General features: G+C 42.1%; 13 protein-coding genes. 1 reads left to right on the top strand and 12 read right to left on the bottom strand.

All coding sequences use genetic code 11. The features are described 5' to 3' along the window. Positions 1-43 precede the first annotated feature (43 nt). The 5 genes from htpG to B2727_RS15320 form a co-directional block, all read right to left on the bottom strand. Entirely contained in the window at positions 44-1,963 is a 1,920-nt protein-coding gene (gene htpG, locus B2727_RS15340) for a molecular chaperone HtpG (protein ID WP_033134025.1), read from the bottom strand. Between the two features lie 114 nt (positions 1,964-2,077). After that, positions 2,078-2,428, bottom strand: a complete 351-nt coding sequence (locus B2727_RS15335) for a lysozyme inhibitor LprI family protein (RefSeq protein WP_017402445.1) — start codon at positions 2,426-2,428, stop codon at positions 2,078-2,080. 136 nt (positions 2,429-2,564) lie between these two features. Continuing rightward, positions 2,565-3,149 (bottom strand): OmpW/AlkL family protein, encoded by a 585-nt coding sequence (locus tag B2727_RS15330; protein WP_004802248.1) that lies wholly within the window; start codon positions 3,147-3,149, stop codon positions 2,565-2,567. A 418-nt stretch (positions 3,150-3,567) separates the two neighbouring features. Continuing rightward, positions 3,568-4,989 carry a Na+/H+ antiporter family protein gene (locus B2727_RS15325; RefSeq protein ID WP_004802246.1) on the bottom strand — a complete coding sequence of 474 codons (1,422 nt, stop codon included), beginning with the start codon at positions 4,987-4,989 and terminating at the stop codon, positions 3,568-3,570. A gap of 121 nt (positions 4,990-5,110) precedes the next feature. Then, positions 5,111-5,986 carry an alpha/beta fold hydrolase gene (locus B2727_RS15320; RefSeq protein ID WP_004802244.1) on the bottom strand — a complete coding sequence of 292 codons (876 nt, stop codon included), beginning with the start codon at positions 5,984-5,986 and terminating at the stop codon, positions 5,111-5,113. 113 nt (positions 5,987-6,099) lie between these two features. On the opposite strand from B2727_RS15320, the gene B2727_RS15315 reads away from it, so the two are divergent. Then, positions 6,100-6,585: a DUF4442 domain-containing protein gene (locus B2727_RS15315; protein WP_026057579.1), complete on the top strand. Its 486-nt coding sequence runs from the start codon at positions 6,100-6,102 to the stop codon at positions 6,583-6,585. A gap of 62 nt (positions 6,586-6,647) precedes the next feature. On the opposite strand, the gene B2727_RS15310 is transcribed toward B2727_RS15315, so the two are convergent. The 7 genes from B2727_RS15310 to rplA all read right to left on the bottom strand — a co-directional run bounded on the left by B2727_RS15310 (position 6,648) and on the right by rplA (position 18,581). Next, positions 6,648-7,007 carry a YMGG-like glycine zipper-containing protein gene (locus B2727_RS15310; protein ID WP_004802240.1) on the bottom strand — a complete coding sequence of 120 codons (360 nt, stop codon included), beginning with the start codon at positions 7,005-7,007 and terminating at the stop codon, positions 6,648-6,650. A 384-nt stretch (positions 7,008-7,391) separates the two neighbouring features. Then, positions 7,392-7,757, bottom strand: a complete 366-nt coding sequence (locus tag B2727_RS15305) for a hypothetical protein (RefSeq protein ID WP_005200545.1) — start codon at positions 7,755-7,757, stop codon at positions 7,392-7,394. Between the two features lie 163 nt (positions 7,758-7,920). Next, positions 7,921-12,114 (bottom strand): DNA-directed RNA polymerase subunit beta', encoded by a 4,194-nt coding sequence (gene rpoC, locus B2727_RS15300; protein ID WP_004802235.1) that lies wholly within the window; start codon positions 12,112-12,114, stop codon positions 7,921-7,923. A 143-nt stretch (positions 12,115-12,257) separates the two neighbouring features. After that, the gene (gene rpoB / locus B2727_RS15295; protein WP_004802234.1) at positions 12,258-16,346 is read right to left on the bottom strand and encodes a DNA-directed RNA polymerase subunit beta; all 4,089 of its coding nucleotides are present in this window, start codon (positions 16,344-16,346) and stop codon (positions 12,258-12,260) included. 309 nt (positions 16,347-16,655) lie between these two features. Beyond that, positions 16,656-17,024: a 50S ribosomal protein L7/L12 gene (gene rplL, locus B2727_RS15290; protein WP_004656287.1), complete on the bottom strand. Its 369-nt coding sequence runs from the start codon at positions 17,022-17,024 to the stop codon at positions 16,656-16,658. Between the two features lie 42 nt (positions 17,025-17,066). Further along, positions 17,067-17,573 carry a 50S ribosomal protein L10 gene (rplJ, locus tag B2727_RS15285; protein WP_004656288.1) on the bottom strand — a complete coding sequence of 169 codons (507 nt, stop codon included), beginning with the start codon at positions 17,571-17,573 and terminating at the stop codon, positions 17,067-17,069. A 312-nt stretch (positions 17,574-17,885) separates the two neighbouring features. After that, positions 17,886-18,581 (bottom strand): 50S ribosomal protein L1, encoded by a 696-nt coding sequence (rplA, locus tag B2727_RS15280; RefSeq protein ID WP_005200547.1) that lies wholly within the window; start codon positions 18,579-18,581, stop codon positions 17,886-17,888. Positions 18,582-18,644 lie beyond the last annotated feature (63 nt).

Here is an 18,644-nt window from a genome sequence, read left to right as displayed (position 1 = left end):
AAAAAACCTCCGCCGAAGCAGAGGTTTTTTGTGATCAAAATACTTATTTCAATAACAAGCTATTAATACGTTTAACATAAGCTGCTGGATCTTCTGGTAAGCCACCTTCTGCAATCACAGCCTGATCAAAGATCACATTGGCTAAATCGTCAAACTGCGCTGAGTTCTCTAATTTTTTCACCAAAGGATGCTCAGGGTTGATTTCCAAAGTAGGCTTAATTTCAGGAACAGCTTGCCCTGCTTGTTTCAACATACGAATCAGCTGTGGTGAAAGCTCCCCTTCACTGGTGACTAAGCATGCAGGAGAATCCACCAAACGCGTCGTCACACGAACTTCTTTGGTTTTGTCTTTTAACGAGCTACTTAAACGATCCACCACAGGCTTAAACTGTTCAGCCGCTTGCTCTAAGGCCTTTTTCTCTTCGGCATCTTGTAGATCACCAAGATCAACGGCACCTTTAGACACGTTCTGCAATGGCGTACCATCGAACTCAAATACAAAGTTCATGGCCCACTCGTCAACACGATCCGCCATCAATAGCACTTCAATGCCTTTTTTCTTGAACACTTCAAGTTGTGGCGAATTTTTCGCAGCGGTTAAACTATCTGCAGTCACGTAATAAATCGCTTTCTGCCCTTCTTTCATGCGTGACTTATAATCAGCAAAAGAAGTACTGATCTCATCATGATTTGAAGTTGCATAACGCAATAATTTTAAGATACGTTCACGATTGCCCGTGTCTTCACCTAAACCTTCTTTCAATACTGAGCCAAATTCAGTGTAGAAGGTTTTAAATTTTTCTTGGTCTTTCTCATCTTCAGATTTTGCCAAGCCATCCAGTAAGGTCAATACACGGCGCGCATTACCTTCACGAATGGTTTTTACATCACGGCTTTCTTGTAAAAGTTCACGGCTGACGTTCAGCGGTAAATCCGCACTGTCGACCACACCTTGTACGAAACGTAAGTAGTTTGGAATCAGGTTATCTGCTTCATCCAAGATAAATACGCGTTTTACATACAGCTTGATGCCTGCTTTTGCTTCGCGAGTAAATAAATCTTGTTTGGCCTGACTTGGGATATACAGCAACTGGGTATATTCGGTACTACCTTCGACACGGTTATGCGCCCACGCCAAAGGTTCTGCAAAATCGTGACTCAGGTTTTTATAAAACTCGATGTATTGCTCATCCGTGATTTCACTCTTGTTACGCGTCCATAACGCACTGGCTGAGTTAATCGCTTCCCATTCATCCGTCTTCACCATTTGGCCGCCTTTTGGTTCTTCACCTTCAGCGACCTCTTCCTCTTGCCACACTTCTTTTTGCATTTCGATTGGCAAGCTGATGTGGTCAGAATATTTATTGATGATTTGTTTAACTTTCCACGACTCTAAATAATCCAGTGCATCATCACGTAAATGCAAGATGATATCCGTACCACGCGTTGCTTTCTCAATCGTTTGAACTTCAAATTCACCTGTACCACCACTGATCCAACGCACAGCTTCAGCTGCATCCAGCCCTGCACGACGCGATTCAACGGTAATTTTATCGGCAACAATAAAACCTGAGTAGAAACCAACACCAAACTGACCAATCAACTGGGCATCTGATTTTTGGTCGCCTGTCAGCTTAGACATAAAGTCTTTGGTACCTGACTTTGCGATGGTCCCTAAATTATCAATGGCTTCTTGTTGGCTTAGACCAATCCCGTTATCTGAAATAGTTAAGGTTTTATGGTCTTTATCTAAAGTGACGCGGACACGTAAGTCTGGATCATTTTCATAATATTCAGGGTGATTAATTCCTTCAAAACGTAACTTATCGCAAGCGTCTGATGCATTTGAAATCAATTCACGTAAGAAAATTTCAGGGTTGGAATACAGTGAATGGGTCACTAAATGCAATAACTGAGCAACCTCAGCTTGGAAACTATAATTCTGTGCGACTTGTTCACTCATAAATCACTCCTTATCTGTGCTTATATCTTTGGAATGATTTATGAATGGTGCATATCTTGGATTTTTCAATCCTTGATGCTTATTTTTAAGCTAAAAATCGCACAAAAGTTACAATTAGAATGGGCCTTGGCTCAAGACGCGTGTTTGTAGAAGTTGATCTAACTGTTGCTGCCTTTGTGCATAAGCACGCTTCAGACAAGGACTATTGGCAGCACAGGAATTACGTTGTTTTAGCCATTTAAATTGTTGATCTTTCTCTGCATCACGCCCACCCATCGGTAAAGCATGCAGAATAATTTGGTAGGTGGTTGCGAGTTTGACATCAGCATCATTTAAACTGCGGTCATTGCAGATCTGTTGCTCAGCTTTTAGCTTCGCAGCTTTACAAGAGAAACTGGCTGCCTGAGCTTGGGATAAAAAAAATAAGGGTGTCAGTAATAATGCTGTCGTTATCAATTTTTTCATCATGGATCATTCACTTTTATTTAAGCTTATGTCTCAGCATACAAAACTCAAGTGTTGAGGCCTGTATCGGTTTTATATTCAAATTGCAAAAATAAAAAACCTCACACAAGGTGAGGTTCTTCAATCATTCACTGACTTAGAATTTGTAGCTATAACCTAATGTATACACCACTGGATTGAGATCTAAATCAAATTTAGTCCCATCAACCAATGTCACTTCTGGGCTAATATCTGCGTAACGTACATCGACATAAACACCCCAGTTTTTAGCATCTGCAGGTTGGAAGTTAAAACCCAGCTGACCAGCAAAGCCAAATGCCTCTTTCACATCTTTCGCTACGCCCTTTTCATTCCAAGGGATGAAGGCTGTACCACCCACACCGATGTAAGGTGTAAAGCGAGTTGAGTTTTTGAAATTATATTTTGCTGTAATCGTTGGTGGTAATTGACGAACACTAGCAACTTTTTCACCATTTAATAATACGTCATGGTTAATTGGAGTTGCTAATAATAATTCCGCTGAGAACGGTGTTTCACCAAAAAAATATTCAACTGACGGTGTAAATGCAAACTCATCATCACCTTTAACCGTTGCACCTGGGGCCAACGTTGTATCCGCAGTTGGGTTAATAACACTCGCACCCACTTTAACTTGAAAGCCCCCTGCAAATGCAGTTGAAGATAACCCCAATAATGCGACAACCAATGCTTTCTTTAACATTAAAACAACCTCTTTAACAATTTATGTTCTTGTTCAACATAATAGGCACGGGTTTTTACATTATGCAATACTTATTAATTCCGACTATTTAAATACATTTTGTAATATATTGAATATTAATAAAATATAATTGTTAAAATATGTAATATTTATTAATTCAGACTATTTTAGTCCACTTAACCCTCTATAAAACCTAGTATTTTGATCAGAATATCAAAATTCATAATATTAAATAAAGTTTTTAGAAAAATTCTATTTAGATGAATTTAAAAATATAATTACGCAAAACTTAATATTAAAAATACATTATAAAATTAGATTAAAAAAGAGACAAAAAATGTCAAATACTGGTATTTTTTATATTTTAATTACTAAAATAATTATGCATAAAAAAATGGCTCTTAACGAGCCATTTGCATTATAAAATCATTGCGGCAATCCAGCCAAAAATAAGCAGCGGGATATTAAAATGTATAAAAGTCGGCACAACTGTATCCCAAATGTGATCATGTTGACCATCTACACCTAAACCCGCTGTTGGTCCTAAGGTCGAATCAGATGCAGGTGAACCCGCATCACCTAATGCTGCAGCGGTGCCAATGAGTGCAATCGTTGCCAATGGTGAGAATCCAAACTGTACGCACAAAGGCACGTAAATCACCGCCAGCACAGGCACACTTGAGAACGATGAACCAATACCAATCGTCACGAATAAGCCGATAAAGAGCATCAGGAACGCGGCTAATGCATGGTTATCACCAATAATATGCACCACGCCATTGACCAGATGTGTGATATCGCCTGTATGGGTCATCACTGAGGCAAAACCTGCCGCAGAGATCATGATAAAGCCCACCAGCGCCATCATACGCATGCCTTGTACAAATACGTCATCAGCATCTTGCCATTTAAAAATTCCAGAAGCAGATAACACAGCAAAGCCGACTAAACCGCCAAGAATCATCGAACCTGAGTACAGCTGTGCAACCAGAGTTAAACCGATCGCCAGCACCGCCATAAACATGGTTTTCTTGGAGATATAAGGTACATTCTCAGCTTCTTGTTTGAGCTCTTCCGCATCAGCTTTGAGATCATATTCTGCTTGTGTGGTGACTTTCAGTGGCTTGTCTAGATCAATGGTTTTGACAGGCGTAATTGAACGATCCACATAAATACGTGGCTTACGATAGCTAATAAATACCGCAACTAAAGTACCGATTACCATCCCTAAAACTGGAATCGCCATACCGATTGGCATCATGCCCCGTTCAACATGCAAGCCGTAAGCTGCGCCAATCTTGTTGATATTGCCCATCAGAATCTGTTCAAGGAAAATCGCACCAAAGCCAACTGGCAGGAAAATATAGGTCCCGACTAGACCTAATGTCATCACACATGCTGCCGCTCGACGATCCAGCTTTAAATGATTCATCACTTTTAATAAAGGTGGAACCAAGACTGGAATAAACGCGATATGCACAGGAATCAGGTTTTGAGAGAAGATTGCAGCAATCAGCAGAATGGTTAATAACAGATATTTCACCTTTTTCTGTTGATTTTTACCTGCTTCCATCCCCAATAAACCAATCAGTTTATGTGCAAGTAAATCGGGCAATCCAGACTTTGAAAGTGCCAATGCAAATGCACCTAATACCGCATAAGCCAAAGCAACTTCAGCACCATCGCCTAAGCCAGCATTAAATGCCTCTACAGTTTGAGAAAGACTTAGACCAGCGACCAAGCCTCCAATAATGGCTGAAATCACCAAAGTGAGAACAACAGAAACTCGTGCCAGTGACAAGATAAACATCACGGCAATCGCAATTACGACAGCATTCATGAACAAATTCAGGAGCAAAGAAAAGGCGACATTCTAGCAGATTCATGATCATGAAGCTGAAAATATCGCCGAATTGTGCTGCATCTCAAGTGATTTTTAGCTTAATAAATCCACTAAAGCATTAAGCAGCTTGGCGTTGCACGAATTGACGGATCAGTTCAGCAATTTTTTCTGGCTGACTCAATACTGCCCAATGGTTGGCATCGAGTTCAACATACTCAAATTTTTCTACCCATTTTGGCATCGATTCAGTAATGTACTCTGGACTGACAAACGCATCGCGTTTTAACACAATCGCCTGTACAGGACATTGTGCATAGCGTTGACGTGGTTGAGTCAATGAAGGAATAAAGTTGGCGCGATACAGGTTAATCCCATATTTACCATCCGCCACAATATTGGCATTCAATGGTAAATCCTTCTTCTTCTCTAAACCACTCAAAATCTTGCCCCATTTCTCAGGACTAAAGAAAGTCCATACTGTTGGTGCCACAAGGGGTAAGTGGAATGCACCGATATACCAAGATTTGGTCAGAATTTTTAATACATTGCTTGGCGCAGATTTAAATTTCTCACGTAAATACAAAGAAGCATGATCCAAACAAGGACCTGAAATGGTGGTATAAGACAATAAGCGGCCTTTTAATTTTGGTTCTGTTGCAGATTCCCAAGACTGTAATGAGCCCCAATCATGTGCTGCCATATGGAAATTACGATTTGGAAGAACGTGATCCACCACCTCTTGCAAGTCTAATGATAAACGCGGCAAACGGTAATCTTTAATACGCTTAGGAATCGAAGACAGACCTGCACCACGCACATCATAAGTCACCACGTAATAATCATTGACCAGTTTTTCAATGATCGGCTCCCAAACTTCTTGATTATCTGGATAGCCATGCACTAAAACCAAAGGCGTTTTTTTCTCATCACCCCATGTTTTAACACAAAGCGTTTGCTGATCAGATGTTGTTACTGTTTTGACTTGTGCTTGCATAATTCTTTCCCATTTTGTTTTCTATCGGCTGTTCATAAAACAGCCATTGCCAGCGATGCAATAAAAATGATACTTATGGAGTATGAATAGAGTTGCAAGAAAAAAAATTGACCATGAAAGACTTTTTCAAAAGAATTCGAACCATTCCCGCAATATCCAAATTTATGCTCAATCATTACTCACCTTATCGCGGTGCAGGTATTGAGATTGAAACCATTGATCTAGATGATTATTACATTCGTGTCAAAATGCCACTGACTCGGCGTAATCGAAATATTGTCGGGACGCATTTTGGCGGTAGTCTATATTCAATGGTTGACCCCTTTTATATGCTGATTCTAATTCACCATTTGGGACATAAATATATTGTCTGGGATAAAAGTGCCACCATTAATTTTCTTTCACCAGGCCGAAACACGGTTTATGCCGAGATTCAACTGAGTCGCGATGAAATCACTGAAATCAAAAAACTGGCAGAGAATCATGAGCCCGTTTTACGTCATTACACCCTAAATATTGTAGATGATGCAGGAACACGAATCGCAGAAGTCGAAAAAGTGCTTTATATCCGTCGTAAAAAACCCAAAGCCAGTGCTTAGCACCATTCACATAACAATGCCTGCAATCGTTTGCAGGCATTTTTGAATCTGATGATCAGAAATTATCTCTTTTTCTCTTGGATTGCGGCACCAGCACCACCACCGATTGCACCACCAATTGCAGCGCCTGAGTCACCACCAAAGATTGCTTTACCCACTACTGAACCGATACCAGCGCCAATCGCGCTACTGGTGGTAGAGCTACTATTCGCGCCCTTCGCATTGGCACCTACACCTGCACCCGCAGCGGCACCAACACCCGCACCTAATCCGCCACCAACATGGTTACCTAGTCCACCACCGACAGCACCACCAAGGGCTGCTGTACCAATACGCTGATCAGCAGCACTCATATTTTGACAGCCCGTGAACATTACCGCCGATAACACTAAAGTTGAAACTAAACCAATTGTTTTTTTCATGACTATACTCACTTCTATACGTTCTATAGAAAAGCATAATCTTCTTTTATGCGGAATTTGATCACATTGTGTTATCACTATGTCCCAATCGATTGATATTTTGTAAAGGTAGATGGTCGGCTCAAGCCAGCTAATGCAGCTTATGAGCTGGGAAATACATAAATTAAAAATAATAGGGATATGCTGAATTAAAATTTGATGTTATTCAAAATGTTTAAAACAAATAGCAAATAGGCTAAATAAATAATAGATATTCATATTAAAGCTCTCTCAGCAATCATAGTGTTATCGCTGAGAGAGGCTCTTTAAAATGACAGAGATAGAAATAACCTGATTTAAATAGTTAAATCAGCACCACTGTCATCAGCAAGTTTAAGCTCAGGCTTAGTACTTGCCTTTTTTCTCACCATAAGCAGATCCAGCACTACCACCAAGTGCACCACCTACCGCAGCACCAGAGTCACCACCCAATACTGCACCACCAATCACCGCACCTAAGCCAGCACCGATCGCACTGTTTCTAGTATTTTTACTATTTGAACCTTTGGCATTCGCAGCAACACCCGCGCCAATTGCAGCACCAAGACCAGCACCCAAATTACCACCAACGTGCTTACCTACCGCACCGCCTGCACCACCACCAATTGCAGCAGAACCAATACGTTTGCTTTCTGGGCTCGCATTCTGGCAACCCACAAATAGCGTGCTTGACATTAAAGCGACACCTGCAATCATCATCATTTTTTTCATTCGTACTACTCCTCTCTCAGATGTGCATAGGATAGTATTGTTTAATGAACTGTTTACTTTGATTAAGTAATCAAATACTGATGCTGTAATGTGTTTTTGTAACAACTGCTTTATTTTTCCACAAAAAAAGGCACCCGAAGGTGCCTTTTTAATTCGTTAAGACTTAGAACTGGTCTGAGTTCAACGCTTGACTAAATGCTTGATCAACTTCACTGAAATCGTTATGAAGTTCAAATTCAGCAGCTTCTGATTCTTGACGACGACGCTCTAAGTGATACGCAAGACCTGTACCCGCTGGGATCAAACGACCCACAACAACGTTTTCTTTCAGGCCACGTAAATCATCTTCTTTACCTGTTACAGCAGCTTCAGTTAACACACGTGTTGTTTCCTGGAACGATGCAGCAGAAATGAACGAGTCTGTAGAAAGCGATGCTTTGGTAATACCCATAAGCAGACGTTCAAACTTCGCAGGGAACTTGTTCTGAGCCAAGACAGCTTGGTTCTCTTGAACAACGCGGATGTAATCCACTTGCTCACCCTTGATGAAGCTTGTATCGCCGCCATCAGTGATATCAACTTTACGCAACATTTGACGTACAACAACTTCAATATGCTTATCGTTGATTTTTACCCCTTGGAGACGGTAAACGTCTTGAACTTCATTCACGATGTAGTTCGTTAACGCAACTTCGCCTTTCAAACGTAAGATGTCATGTGGGTTTTGTGGACCATCAGAAATAGTCTCACCACGGTTCACATGCTCACCTTCGAACACGTTGATCGTACGCCATTTTGGAATTAACTCTTCATAAATCTCAGAGCCATCATCCGGACTGATCACTAAACGGTTCTTACCTTTGGTCTCTTTACCGAAGCTCACAATACCTGATACTTCTGCAAGGATTGCATGTTCTTTCGGCTTACGCGCTTCGAACAAGTCAGCTACGCGTGGAAGACCACCGGTAATATCACGAGTACGTGAAGATTCTTGTGGTACACGACCAAGTACATCACCTACACCAATCGTTGCGCCATCGCGAACGGTTACGATCGTGTTTTGTGGTAAGAAGTAGAACTGTTCTCCGCCATCTGTTGTATCCAACACAATTGCAGGACGTAAATCTTTACCAGAAGCAGGACGAGCTGTTACAGGTAAAATTTCAACAGTGGTCATACCTGTTGCATCATCTGTCTTAGAAGTAGCAGTTACACCATCAGCGATTTGGCTGAAACGCGCTTTACCCGCAACTTCGGTAACAAGTGGATGTGTATGTGGATCCCAAGTCGCCACGATACCACCAGCTTCTACAGCTTCACCATCTTTCAACAAGATGCTTGCACCGTAAGGAAGTTTATAGCGCTCACGCTCACGACCTAAATCATCCGCAATACCAATTTCACCTGAACGTGAAACTGACACCAAGTGACCTTTAGCATGTTGTACAGTTTTCACGTTGTGGAAACGTACAGTACCTTTGTTACGTACTTGAACACTGTTTGCAGCAGAAGTTCGGCTTGCAGCACCACCAACGTGGAAGGTACGCATCGTTAACTGTGTACCAGGTTCACCAATTGACTGTGCAGCCATTACACCAACAGATTCACCTGGGTTTACCAAGTGGCCACGTGCTAGATCACGACCATAACATTTCGCACATACGCCGAATGCAGATTCACATGCGATAACTGAACGGACTTTAACTTCATCGACACCCGACTCTTCAAGCTGAGCAGCAATTTTCTCGTCAATTAACGTACCACGTGGAAGTACCACTTCATCATCAGATGCACGACGTACGTCTTCAGCAGTTACACGACCCAATACGCGATCGCGTAATGGTTCGATCACGTCACCACCTTGGATGAATGGTGTCATGACTAGGCCACCAGCTGTACCACAATCAGATTCAGTAATAACTAAATCTTGTGCTACGTCGACAAGACGACGAGTCAAGTAACCAGAGTTCGCAGTTTTCAATGCGGTATCGGCCAAACCTTTACGCGCACCGTGTGTTGAGATGAAGTACTGAAGTACGGTCAAACCTTCACGGAAGTTTGCTTTAATTGGGGTCTCAATGATCGAGCCATCCGGCTTCGCCATCAAACCACGCATACCAGCAAGCTGACGGATCTGCGCCGCACTACCACGGGCACCCGAGTCAGACATCATATAAATTGAGTTGAATGACTTCTGTTTCTCGTCTTCACCTTGCTTGTTTTTCACAAGTGTATAAGACAAGTTGTCCATCATCGCTTTTGCAACTTGGTCATTGGTACGTGCCCAAATATCGACCACTTTGTTATAGCGCTCACCCGCAGTTACGAAGCCTTGTTCAAACTGTTGTTCGATTTCACGAACTTCAGTTTCAGCTTTGTCAATAATAGTGTGCTTATTAGGTGGAATAAGCATGTCTTCCATACCTACAGATACACCTGAACGCGTCGCTTGACGGAAGCCCAAATACATCAATTGGTCAGCGAAGATTACAGTATCTTTCAAACCAAGTTTACGGTAGCAAGAGTTGATTAACTTCGAGATGTTTTTCTTGGTCATCTCAAGGTTGATCGATTCGAAGCTTAAACCTTGTGGAACAACTTCCCATAACAAGCAACGACCAGGTGTTGTATCAACAATGATGGTTTGCTTTTCGCGCTGACCATTTTCATCGATTACAGTTTGGTGTACACGTACTTTAACGCGTGCATGGATCGCAACTTTACCCGTCGCTAAGGCACGGTTAACTTCGTGTGTATCCGCAAACACCATGCCTTCACCTTTGGCATTTACCGCATCACGTGTGATGTAGTAAAGACCCAAGACAACGTCCTGAGAAGGAACGATGATTGGCTCACCGTTTGCAGGTGACAAGATGTTGTTGGTTGACATCATCAACGCACGCGCTTCTAACTGTGCTTCAAGTGTCAATGGAACGTGTACCGCCATTTGGTCACCATCGAAGTCGGCGTTAAACGCAGCACAGACGAGTGGGTGAAGACGGATCGCTTTACCTTCGATCAGAATAGGTTCAAATGCTTGAAGACCTAAACGGTGAAGTGTTGGCGCACGGTTCAACATCACTGGATGTTGACGAATCACAGAAGCAAGAACGTCCCAAACTTCTGGTGTCTCACGCTCAACCATTTTCTTCGCAGCTTTAATGGTTGTTGCTTGGCCAGAGGCTTGTAGTTTCGCGAAAATAAATGGCTTGAATAATTCAAGTGCCATCTTCTTCGGAAGACCACATTGGTGAAGACGTAAAGTAGGGCCAACGGTAATGACCGAACGACCAGAATAGTCAACACGCTTACCAAGTAAGTTTTGACGGAAACGACCTTGTTTACCTTTGATCATATCTGCCAAAGATTTCAATGGACGTTTGTTCGAACCTGTAATTGCACGACCGCGACGACCGTTATCAAGCAAGGCATCTACAGACTCTTGTAACATACGTTTTTCGTTACGTACGATAATGTCTGGTGCAGCAAGGTCAAGAAGACGCTTCAAACGGTTGTTACGGTTAATCACACGACGATATAAATCGTTCAAGTCAGAAGTCGCGAAACGACCACCTTCAAGTGGTACAAGCGGACGTAAGTCTGGTGGAAGTACTGGAAGTACATTCATCACCATCCATTCTGGCTTGTTGTTCGAATCGTTAAAAGCTTCCATCAATTTCAAACGCTTAGACGATTTCTTAAGTTTCGTCTCAGAGGTTGTTTGAGGAATTTCTTCACGTAAACGTGTAATCTCTGCTTCAAGATCGATATCTTTCAATAGATCTTGAATTGCCTCTGCACCCATTTTCGCAGCGAATTCATCACCGTGTTCTTCAAGTGCATTGTAGTATTCTTCGTCTGTTAAAAGTTGGTACTTTTCAAACGGAGTCATACCTGGATCAGTAACAACATAAGATTCGAAATACAATACACGCTCGATATCACGTAATGTCATATCAAGTAATAAACCAATACGGCTCGGTAATGATTTCAAGAACCAGATGTGTGCAACTGGAGACGCAAGCTCGATGTGACCCATACGTTCACGACGAACTTTCGCAGTTGTTACTTCAACGCCACATTTTTCACAAATGACGCCTTTATATTTCATACGCTTGTATTTACCACACAAGCATTCGTAATCTTTTACTGGACCAAAAATTTTGGCGCAGAACAAACCGTCACGTTCAGGTTTAAAAGTACGGTAGTTAATGGTTTCAGGCTTTTTAACTTCACCGTGAGACCATGACTTAATCATCTCTGGCGACGCAAGACCAATACGGATACGGTCAAATTCAACAGGTGCATGACCTTCTGAATCCGTTTTCTTACGCATGATATCGAGCAAGTCTTTCAATTTTTTTCTCCGTGTGTCGGGAAGCTAAGCTCACCCGACTGGGTCACAAATATTGTTTTTACTGAAATTTGGGAATCTCTAATCCCCCTTTATGAAGGGGGACTTTCTCCCCTCTTTAAGAAAGAGGGGTTGGGGGAGATTTTTTAGTCACCATTTTTCAGTTCAATGTTGATACCTAAAGAACGGATCTCTTTGGTCAATACGTTGAACGATTCAGGCATACCCGGATCCATATAATGGTTACCATCTACAATATTCTTATAGATGCGTGTACGACCTTCGACGTCATCCGACTTCACAGTGAGCATTTCTTGAAGTGTATATGCTGCACCGTATGCTTCAAGTGCCCATACTTCCATCTCACCGAAACGCTGACCACCGAATTGTGCTTTACCACCAAGCGGCTGTTGTGTAACAAGTGAGTAAGAACCTGTTGAACGCGCATGCATCTTGTCATCAACCAAGTGGTTCAATTTGAGCATGTACATGTAACCTACAGTTACAGGACGATCAAACTGCTCACCTGTACGTCCGTCAAACAATACCGTTTGACCTGTACGTGAGATGTCTGCTAATTCAAGTAAGTCTTTGATCTGGCTTTCTTCAGCACCATCAAATACAGGTGTTGCTAATGGAACACCGGCACGTAAGTTACCTGAAAGCGCCAAGATTTCGGCATCAGTTAAGCTATCAAGCTCTTCTTGCTCACCACCAACCTTGTTATAAATCTTGTCTAAGAAGTCACGTAGTTCTAACACTGTACGTTGTTCTTTCAACATTTTTTCAAGTTTATCGCCAAGACCTTTGGCCGCCATACCTAAGTGAGTCTCAAGAATCTGACCCACGTTCATACGTGACGGTACACCCAATGGGTTCAATACGATATCGACTGGCACACCATTCGCATCATGCGGCATGTCTTCAACAGGCAAGATGTTTGATACAACACCTTTGTTACCGTGACGACCCGCCATCTTATCACCAGGCTGGATACGACGTTTAACCGCAAGGTAAACCTTAACAACTTTCAATACGCCAGTGGTTAATTCATCACCTGTAGAAAGTTTACGCTTCTTCTCTGCAAACTTCTCATCAATTTCATAGCTCTTCTCTTTCAAGAACACTTGAATTTGAGTTAGACGCTCTGCAATTGCTTCATCAGTCGGTTGGATTTCAAGTAAATCAACAAGCTCTAAACCAGACAATACGTCTTCAGCAAGTTTATCACCGCGTTTAGTTGAACCGCCACCGTTAGACTCTTGACCTTTCAACAAACGGACAATACGTTCACGTGCTGCTTCTTCGAAGATTTTGTATTCTTCTTTCAAGTCTTTACGGTAGGCATCAAGCTGAGCTTTCTCAATTGCTTGAGCACGTTCATCTTTTTCCAAACCATCACGTGTGAAGACTTGAACGTCAATCACAGTACCTTTAGTGCCAGATGGAACGCGTAAAGAAGAATCTTTAACGTCAGCAGCTTTTTCACCAAAGATTGCACGAAGTAGTTTTTCTTCAGGTGTTAACTGAGTTTCACCTTTAGGCGTTACCTTACCAACAAGGATGTCACCAGCAGTTACTTCAGCACCGATATAAACAATACCAGACTCATCCAACTTAGACAGTGCAGCCTCACCAACGTTAGGAATATCGGCAGTAATTTCTTCTGCACCTAACTTAGTATCACGCGCTACACATGACAATTCTTGAATGTGAATCGAGGTTAAACGGTCTTCTTGAAGTACACGCTCAGAAAGTAAGATCGAGTCTTCGTAGTTATAACCGTTCCATGTCATGAACGCGACGCGCATGTTTTGACCAAGCGCAAGTTCACCCATATCAGTCGATGGACCATCAGCCAAGATATCGCCACGAGCAACTTTGTCACCCAAGTTTACGATAACGTTTTGGTTGATACATGTATTTTGGTTTGAACGTGTGTATTTGATCAGGTTGTAGATATCTACACCCGCTTCACCCGCGATCATTTCATCTTCGTTTACACGAATCACGATACGAGATGCATCTACATATTCAATCGCACCGCCACGGTCAGCAATCACACACACGCCAGAGTCACGTGCTACGTTTGCTTCCATACCAGTACCAACAAGCGGCTTGTCAGCACGTAAGGTAGGAACAGCCTGACGTTGCATGTTCGAACCCATCAATGCACGGTTCGCATCATCGTGTTCAAGGAATGGAATCAATGATGCTGCAACAGAAACAACCTGCTGTGCAGAAACGTCCATATGTGTTACGCGCTCAGGCGACATACGTACGAATTCACCTTGATGACGTACAGAAACCATTTCTTCAGTCAGGTGACCATCTTTATCAACAGCAGAATCGGCCTGTGCAATGACAGTCCCTACTTCTTCAATTGCAGATAAATATTCAACATCATCAGTTACACGACCATCAACAACTTTACGGTAAGGTGTTTCTAAGAAACCGAAATCGTTTGCTTTTGCATAAACAGAAAGCGAGTTGATCAAACCAATGTTTGGACCTTCAGGCGTTTCAATTGGACAAACACGACCATAGTGAGTTTGATGTACGTCACGTACTTCAAAGCCCGCACGTTCACGTGTCAAACCACCAGGGCCAAGCGCAGATACACGACGTTTGTGTGTAATCTCAGACAATGGGTTGTTTTGATCCATGAACTGAGATAACTGGCTTGAACCAAAGAATTCTTTGATTGCAGCAGCAACTGGTTTTGCATTGATCAAATCTTGCGGAGACAAGTTATCTGTTTCTGCTTGGCTTAAACGCTCTTTAACAGCACGTTCAACACGGACTAAACCAACACGGAATTGGTTTTCTGTCATTTCACCAACAGAACGTACACGACGGTTACCCAAGTGATCGATATCATCGACTTCACCTTTACCGTTACGGATTTCAACCAATGTACGCAGTACATCGATAATATCTTCGTGCGATAAAATACCTTCAACTTCACGCGACTTCTGATCTGTACCCACTTCGTAAGGACGACCCAAACGACGGTTGAACTTCATACGACCCACTGGAGAAAGGTCATAACGCTCAGAAGAGAAGAACAAGTTATTGAATAAGTTTTCAGCAGCTTCTTTTGTTGGTGGCTCGCCTGGACGCATTACTTTATAGATTTCAACAAGCGCTTCTTCACGGCCTGTTGTCGTATCTGCACGTAATGTATCTGCAACGAAAGAACCACGGTCGATGTCATTGGTGAATAAGATGTTAAATTGTTTAACACCACCTTCAGCCAATTTCACCAAGATTTCATGGCTAAGCACTGTATTCGCAGCAATCACATCTCCATTTTTCAATGGAATGTCTTCAGCTGTAATACGCTCATATAAATATTCATCAGGTACAGAAAGCTTCGCTAAGTTAGCAGCTTCCATTTGACGTACGTGACGTGCATTAATACGCTTACCTTGTTCAACGATCGCTTTACCATCATTGTCCAAGATATCAAATTGCGCCATTTCACCACGTAAGCGATCTGGAACAAGGTCAATCTGATAGCTACCCATATCAAGATATACAGGCACTTTTTCGTAGAACAAATTCAAGATCTGTTCATTGCTGTAATTTAAGGCACGTAAAACCACCGTTGCCAATAATTTACGACGACGGTCAATACGTACAAAGACTAAATCTTTGGCATCGAATTCAAAGTCTAACCATGAACCACGGTAAGGAATAATACGTGCTGAATACAACACTTTACCGCTTGAGTGGGTTTTACCCTTGTCATGGTCAAAGAATACGCCTGGTGAACGGTGTAATTGAGATACGATTACACGCTCTGTACCGTTGATAACGAAAGTACCGTTATCGGTCATGAGTGGCATTTCACCCATGTAAACTTCTTGTTCACGAACGTCTTTAATTGATTTCGTTTCACGATCTTTAATGATCAAACGAATTTTTACGCGCATTGGTGCTGCATAAGTTGAACCACGTAAAATACATTCACGCACGTCAAACTCAGGCTTACCAAGACTATACTCAACAAATTCTAAAGCAGCATTGCCAGAATAACTTTCAATAGGAAAAACTGAACGAAATGCGGCTTGGAGACCGATATCTTCGCGATTTTTTGGAGTTTTACCGCCTTGTAAGAATGTACGGTACGAATCGACCTGAATCGAAAGTAAGTACGGTGCTTCCATTACGTGGGGCAATTTACCAAAATTCTTACGGATCCGTTTCTTTTCGGTATATGAGTATGCCATCTGGAGTCCTCGGAAAGTAAACTAAACCCGCCTGCAGAACGGGTCTAGAAGGAATTACGCAGGCCGATATGGCCACCACTGTTTACAAATGCTGCAATTTTTAGTGGTATTAAAACGCTTAACAATATTTTTATAAGCAAAAAAATATTGGTAAGCGTTTGATTTCATGTATTTTGTTCAAATAATACGCACGCTAAACGTAAAACTAACAAAAAACGAGCCGATTATTGTAACGCAAAAAGGCTGATGACCCAAGAGCCATCAGCCATTTTTTGGAGCCGATTTTCAAAAAATCGACTCCCTACAGCATTACTTAAGTGTAACTGTAGCACCAGCTTCTTCAAGCTTCTTCTTAAGTTCTTCGCCTTCTTCTTTAGAAACGCCTTCTTTAAGAACTGCAGGAGCGCCTTCAACAAGATCTTTAGCTTCTTTAAGACCAAGACCAGTAGCTTCACGAACTGCTTTAATTACAGCAACTTTGTTAGCACCGAAAGAAGTCAACTCAACGTTGAATTCAGTTTGTTCTTCAGCAGCAGCAGCAGCGCCTGGAGCAGCAGCTACAGCAACAGCAGCAGCAGATACGTTAAATTTCTCTTCGAAAGCAGAGATTAATTCAACAAGTTCAAGAACAGTTTTTTCAGCAACTGCGTTTAAGATTTCTTCGTTTGTTAAAGCCATGAGAATAACTCCAAATGGATATTGAATGGTGTGAAAGTAGGATTAAGCCGCTTCTGACTCGTTTTTCTCTTTGAGTGCCGTAATAAGGCGACCCAATTTCGAAATAGGAGCTTGAAGGACAGAGGCAAGCATAGTAAGCGCTTTTTCTTGGTTCGGAAGATTTGCAATTACACTAACTTCAGCACCTTGATAAACTTTGCCATCAAATGCAGCAGCTTTAAGTTCAAAAGCTTTGTTAGTTTTCGCAAATTCTTCGAACAAGCGTGCAGCTGCACCCATGTCATCTTCAGAAGTTGAGAAACCGAGAATGGTTGGGCCAACAAGGTCGTCATTCAAGATATCAAATTGAGTACCTTCAAATGAACGCTTAGCTAATGTATTACGCACGATACGTGTAGTAACACCTAGCTTACGAGCTTCAACACGAAGTTGTGTTAATTGCTCTACGCTTGAACCTTGATAGTTAGCCACAACAACAGAAAACGCTTTAGAAGCAACTTCGCTTACTTCTGCAACGATCTGTTTTTTGTCTTCAATAAGAAGAGCCATTGTAAAACCTCCTAACGGTGATTTATGCACCCATAGAGATGCACTCCCAATTCGTAAGCCTTTTCAGACTTACACGCGGAGGAGGAATAAATCACACCACCGCGTCTACTCAGACTGGATGATTAAGAAAAATATTCGAAAATATTTCTCGCCTGAGGTCTTTGACGCTGATAAATATTCATTTATCAATTCAAAGTTTGCCTAAAAACCCCTTCTCCCTCAGGGAGAAGGTAAGGATGAGGGTATAAAACCTCTCCCCAACCCTCTCCTATAAAGAGAGGGAGCTTTTCAGGGCTTTAAAATTCTTACTAATTACTTAGAAACGTTGCTTACGTCAACGATCAAACCAGGACCCATAGTTGAGCTCAAAGTGATCTTTTTAACGTATACGCCTTTAGAAGTTGCAGGCTTTAATTTTTTCAAGTCTGCAATTAAAGTTTCAACGTTTTGACGCACAGCTTCTTCGCTAAAGCCAAGTTGACCGATAGCAGCGTGGATGATACCCGCTTTGTCTACACGGTAACGTGCTTGACCAGATTTAGCATTCTTAACCGCGTTAGCAACGTCAGGCGTTACTGTACCCACTTTAGGGTTTGGCATTAAGCCACGTGGACCAAGAATCGTACCCAACTTACCAACAACGCGCATTGCATCAGGAGCAGCAATAACGACGTCGAAATCAAGGTTTCCACCTTGAATGCTTTCAGCAAGGTCATCAAAACCAACGACATCAGCACCAGCAGCTTTCGCAGCTTCAGCAGCAGCACCTTGAGCAAATACTGCAACACGTACAGTTTTACCAGTACCCGCAGGTAAAGTTGTAGCACCACGAACAACCTGATCAGATTTACGCGGATCTACACCCAGGTTTACAGCGATATCTAAAGATTCTTTGAACTTCGCAGCTGGAAGGCTGTTAAGAACTTGTACTGCTTCTTCCAAAGTGTAAACTTTGTTTGCTTCTACAGCAGCAGCAATGGCTTTTTGACGTTTAGTTAACTTTGCCATGTCTTATAGCTCCACTTCCAAGCCCATAGAACGTGCAGAACCAACAATGGTACGCACACGAGC

Origin of the sequence: Acinetobacter sp. UBA991 (genome assembly GCF_002292065.1) — a bacterium.
In the GTDB taxonomy this organism is placed as follows: Bacteria; Pseudomonadota; Gammaproteobacteria; order Pseudomonadales; family Moraxellaceae; genus Acinetobacter; species Acinetobacter higginsii.
The sequence above is the reverse complement of the archived record's forward strand: the minus strand, read 5'-3'. Positions and strand labels throughout refer to the sequence as shown.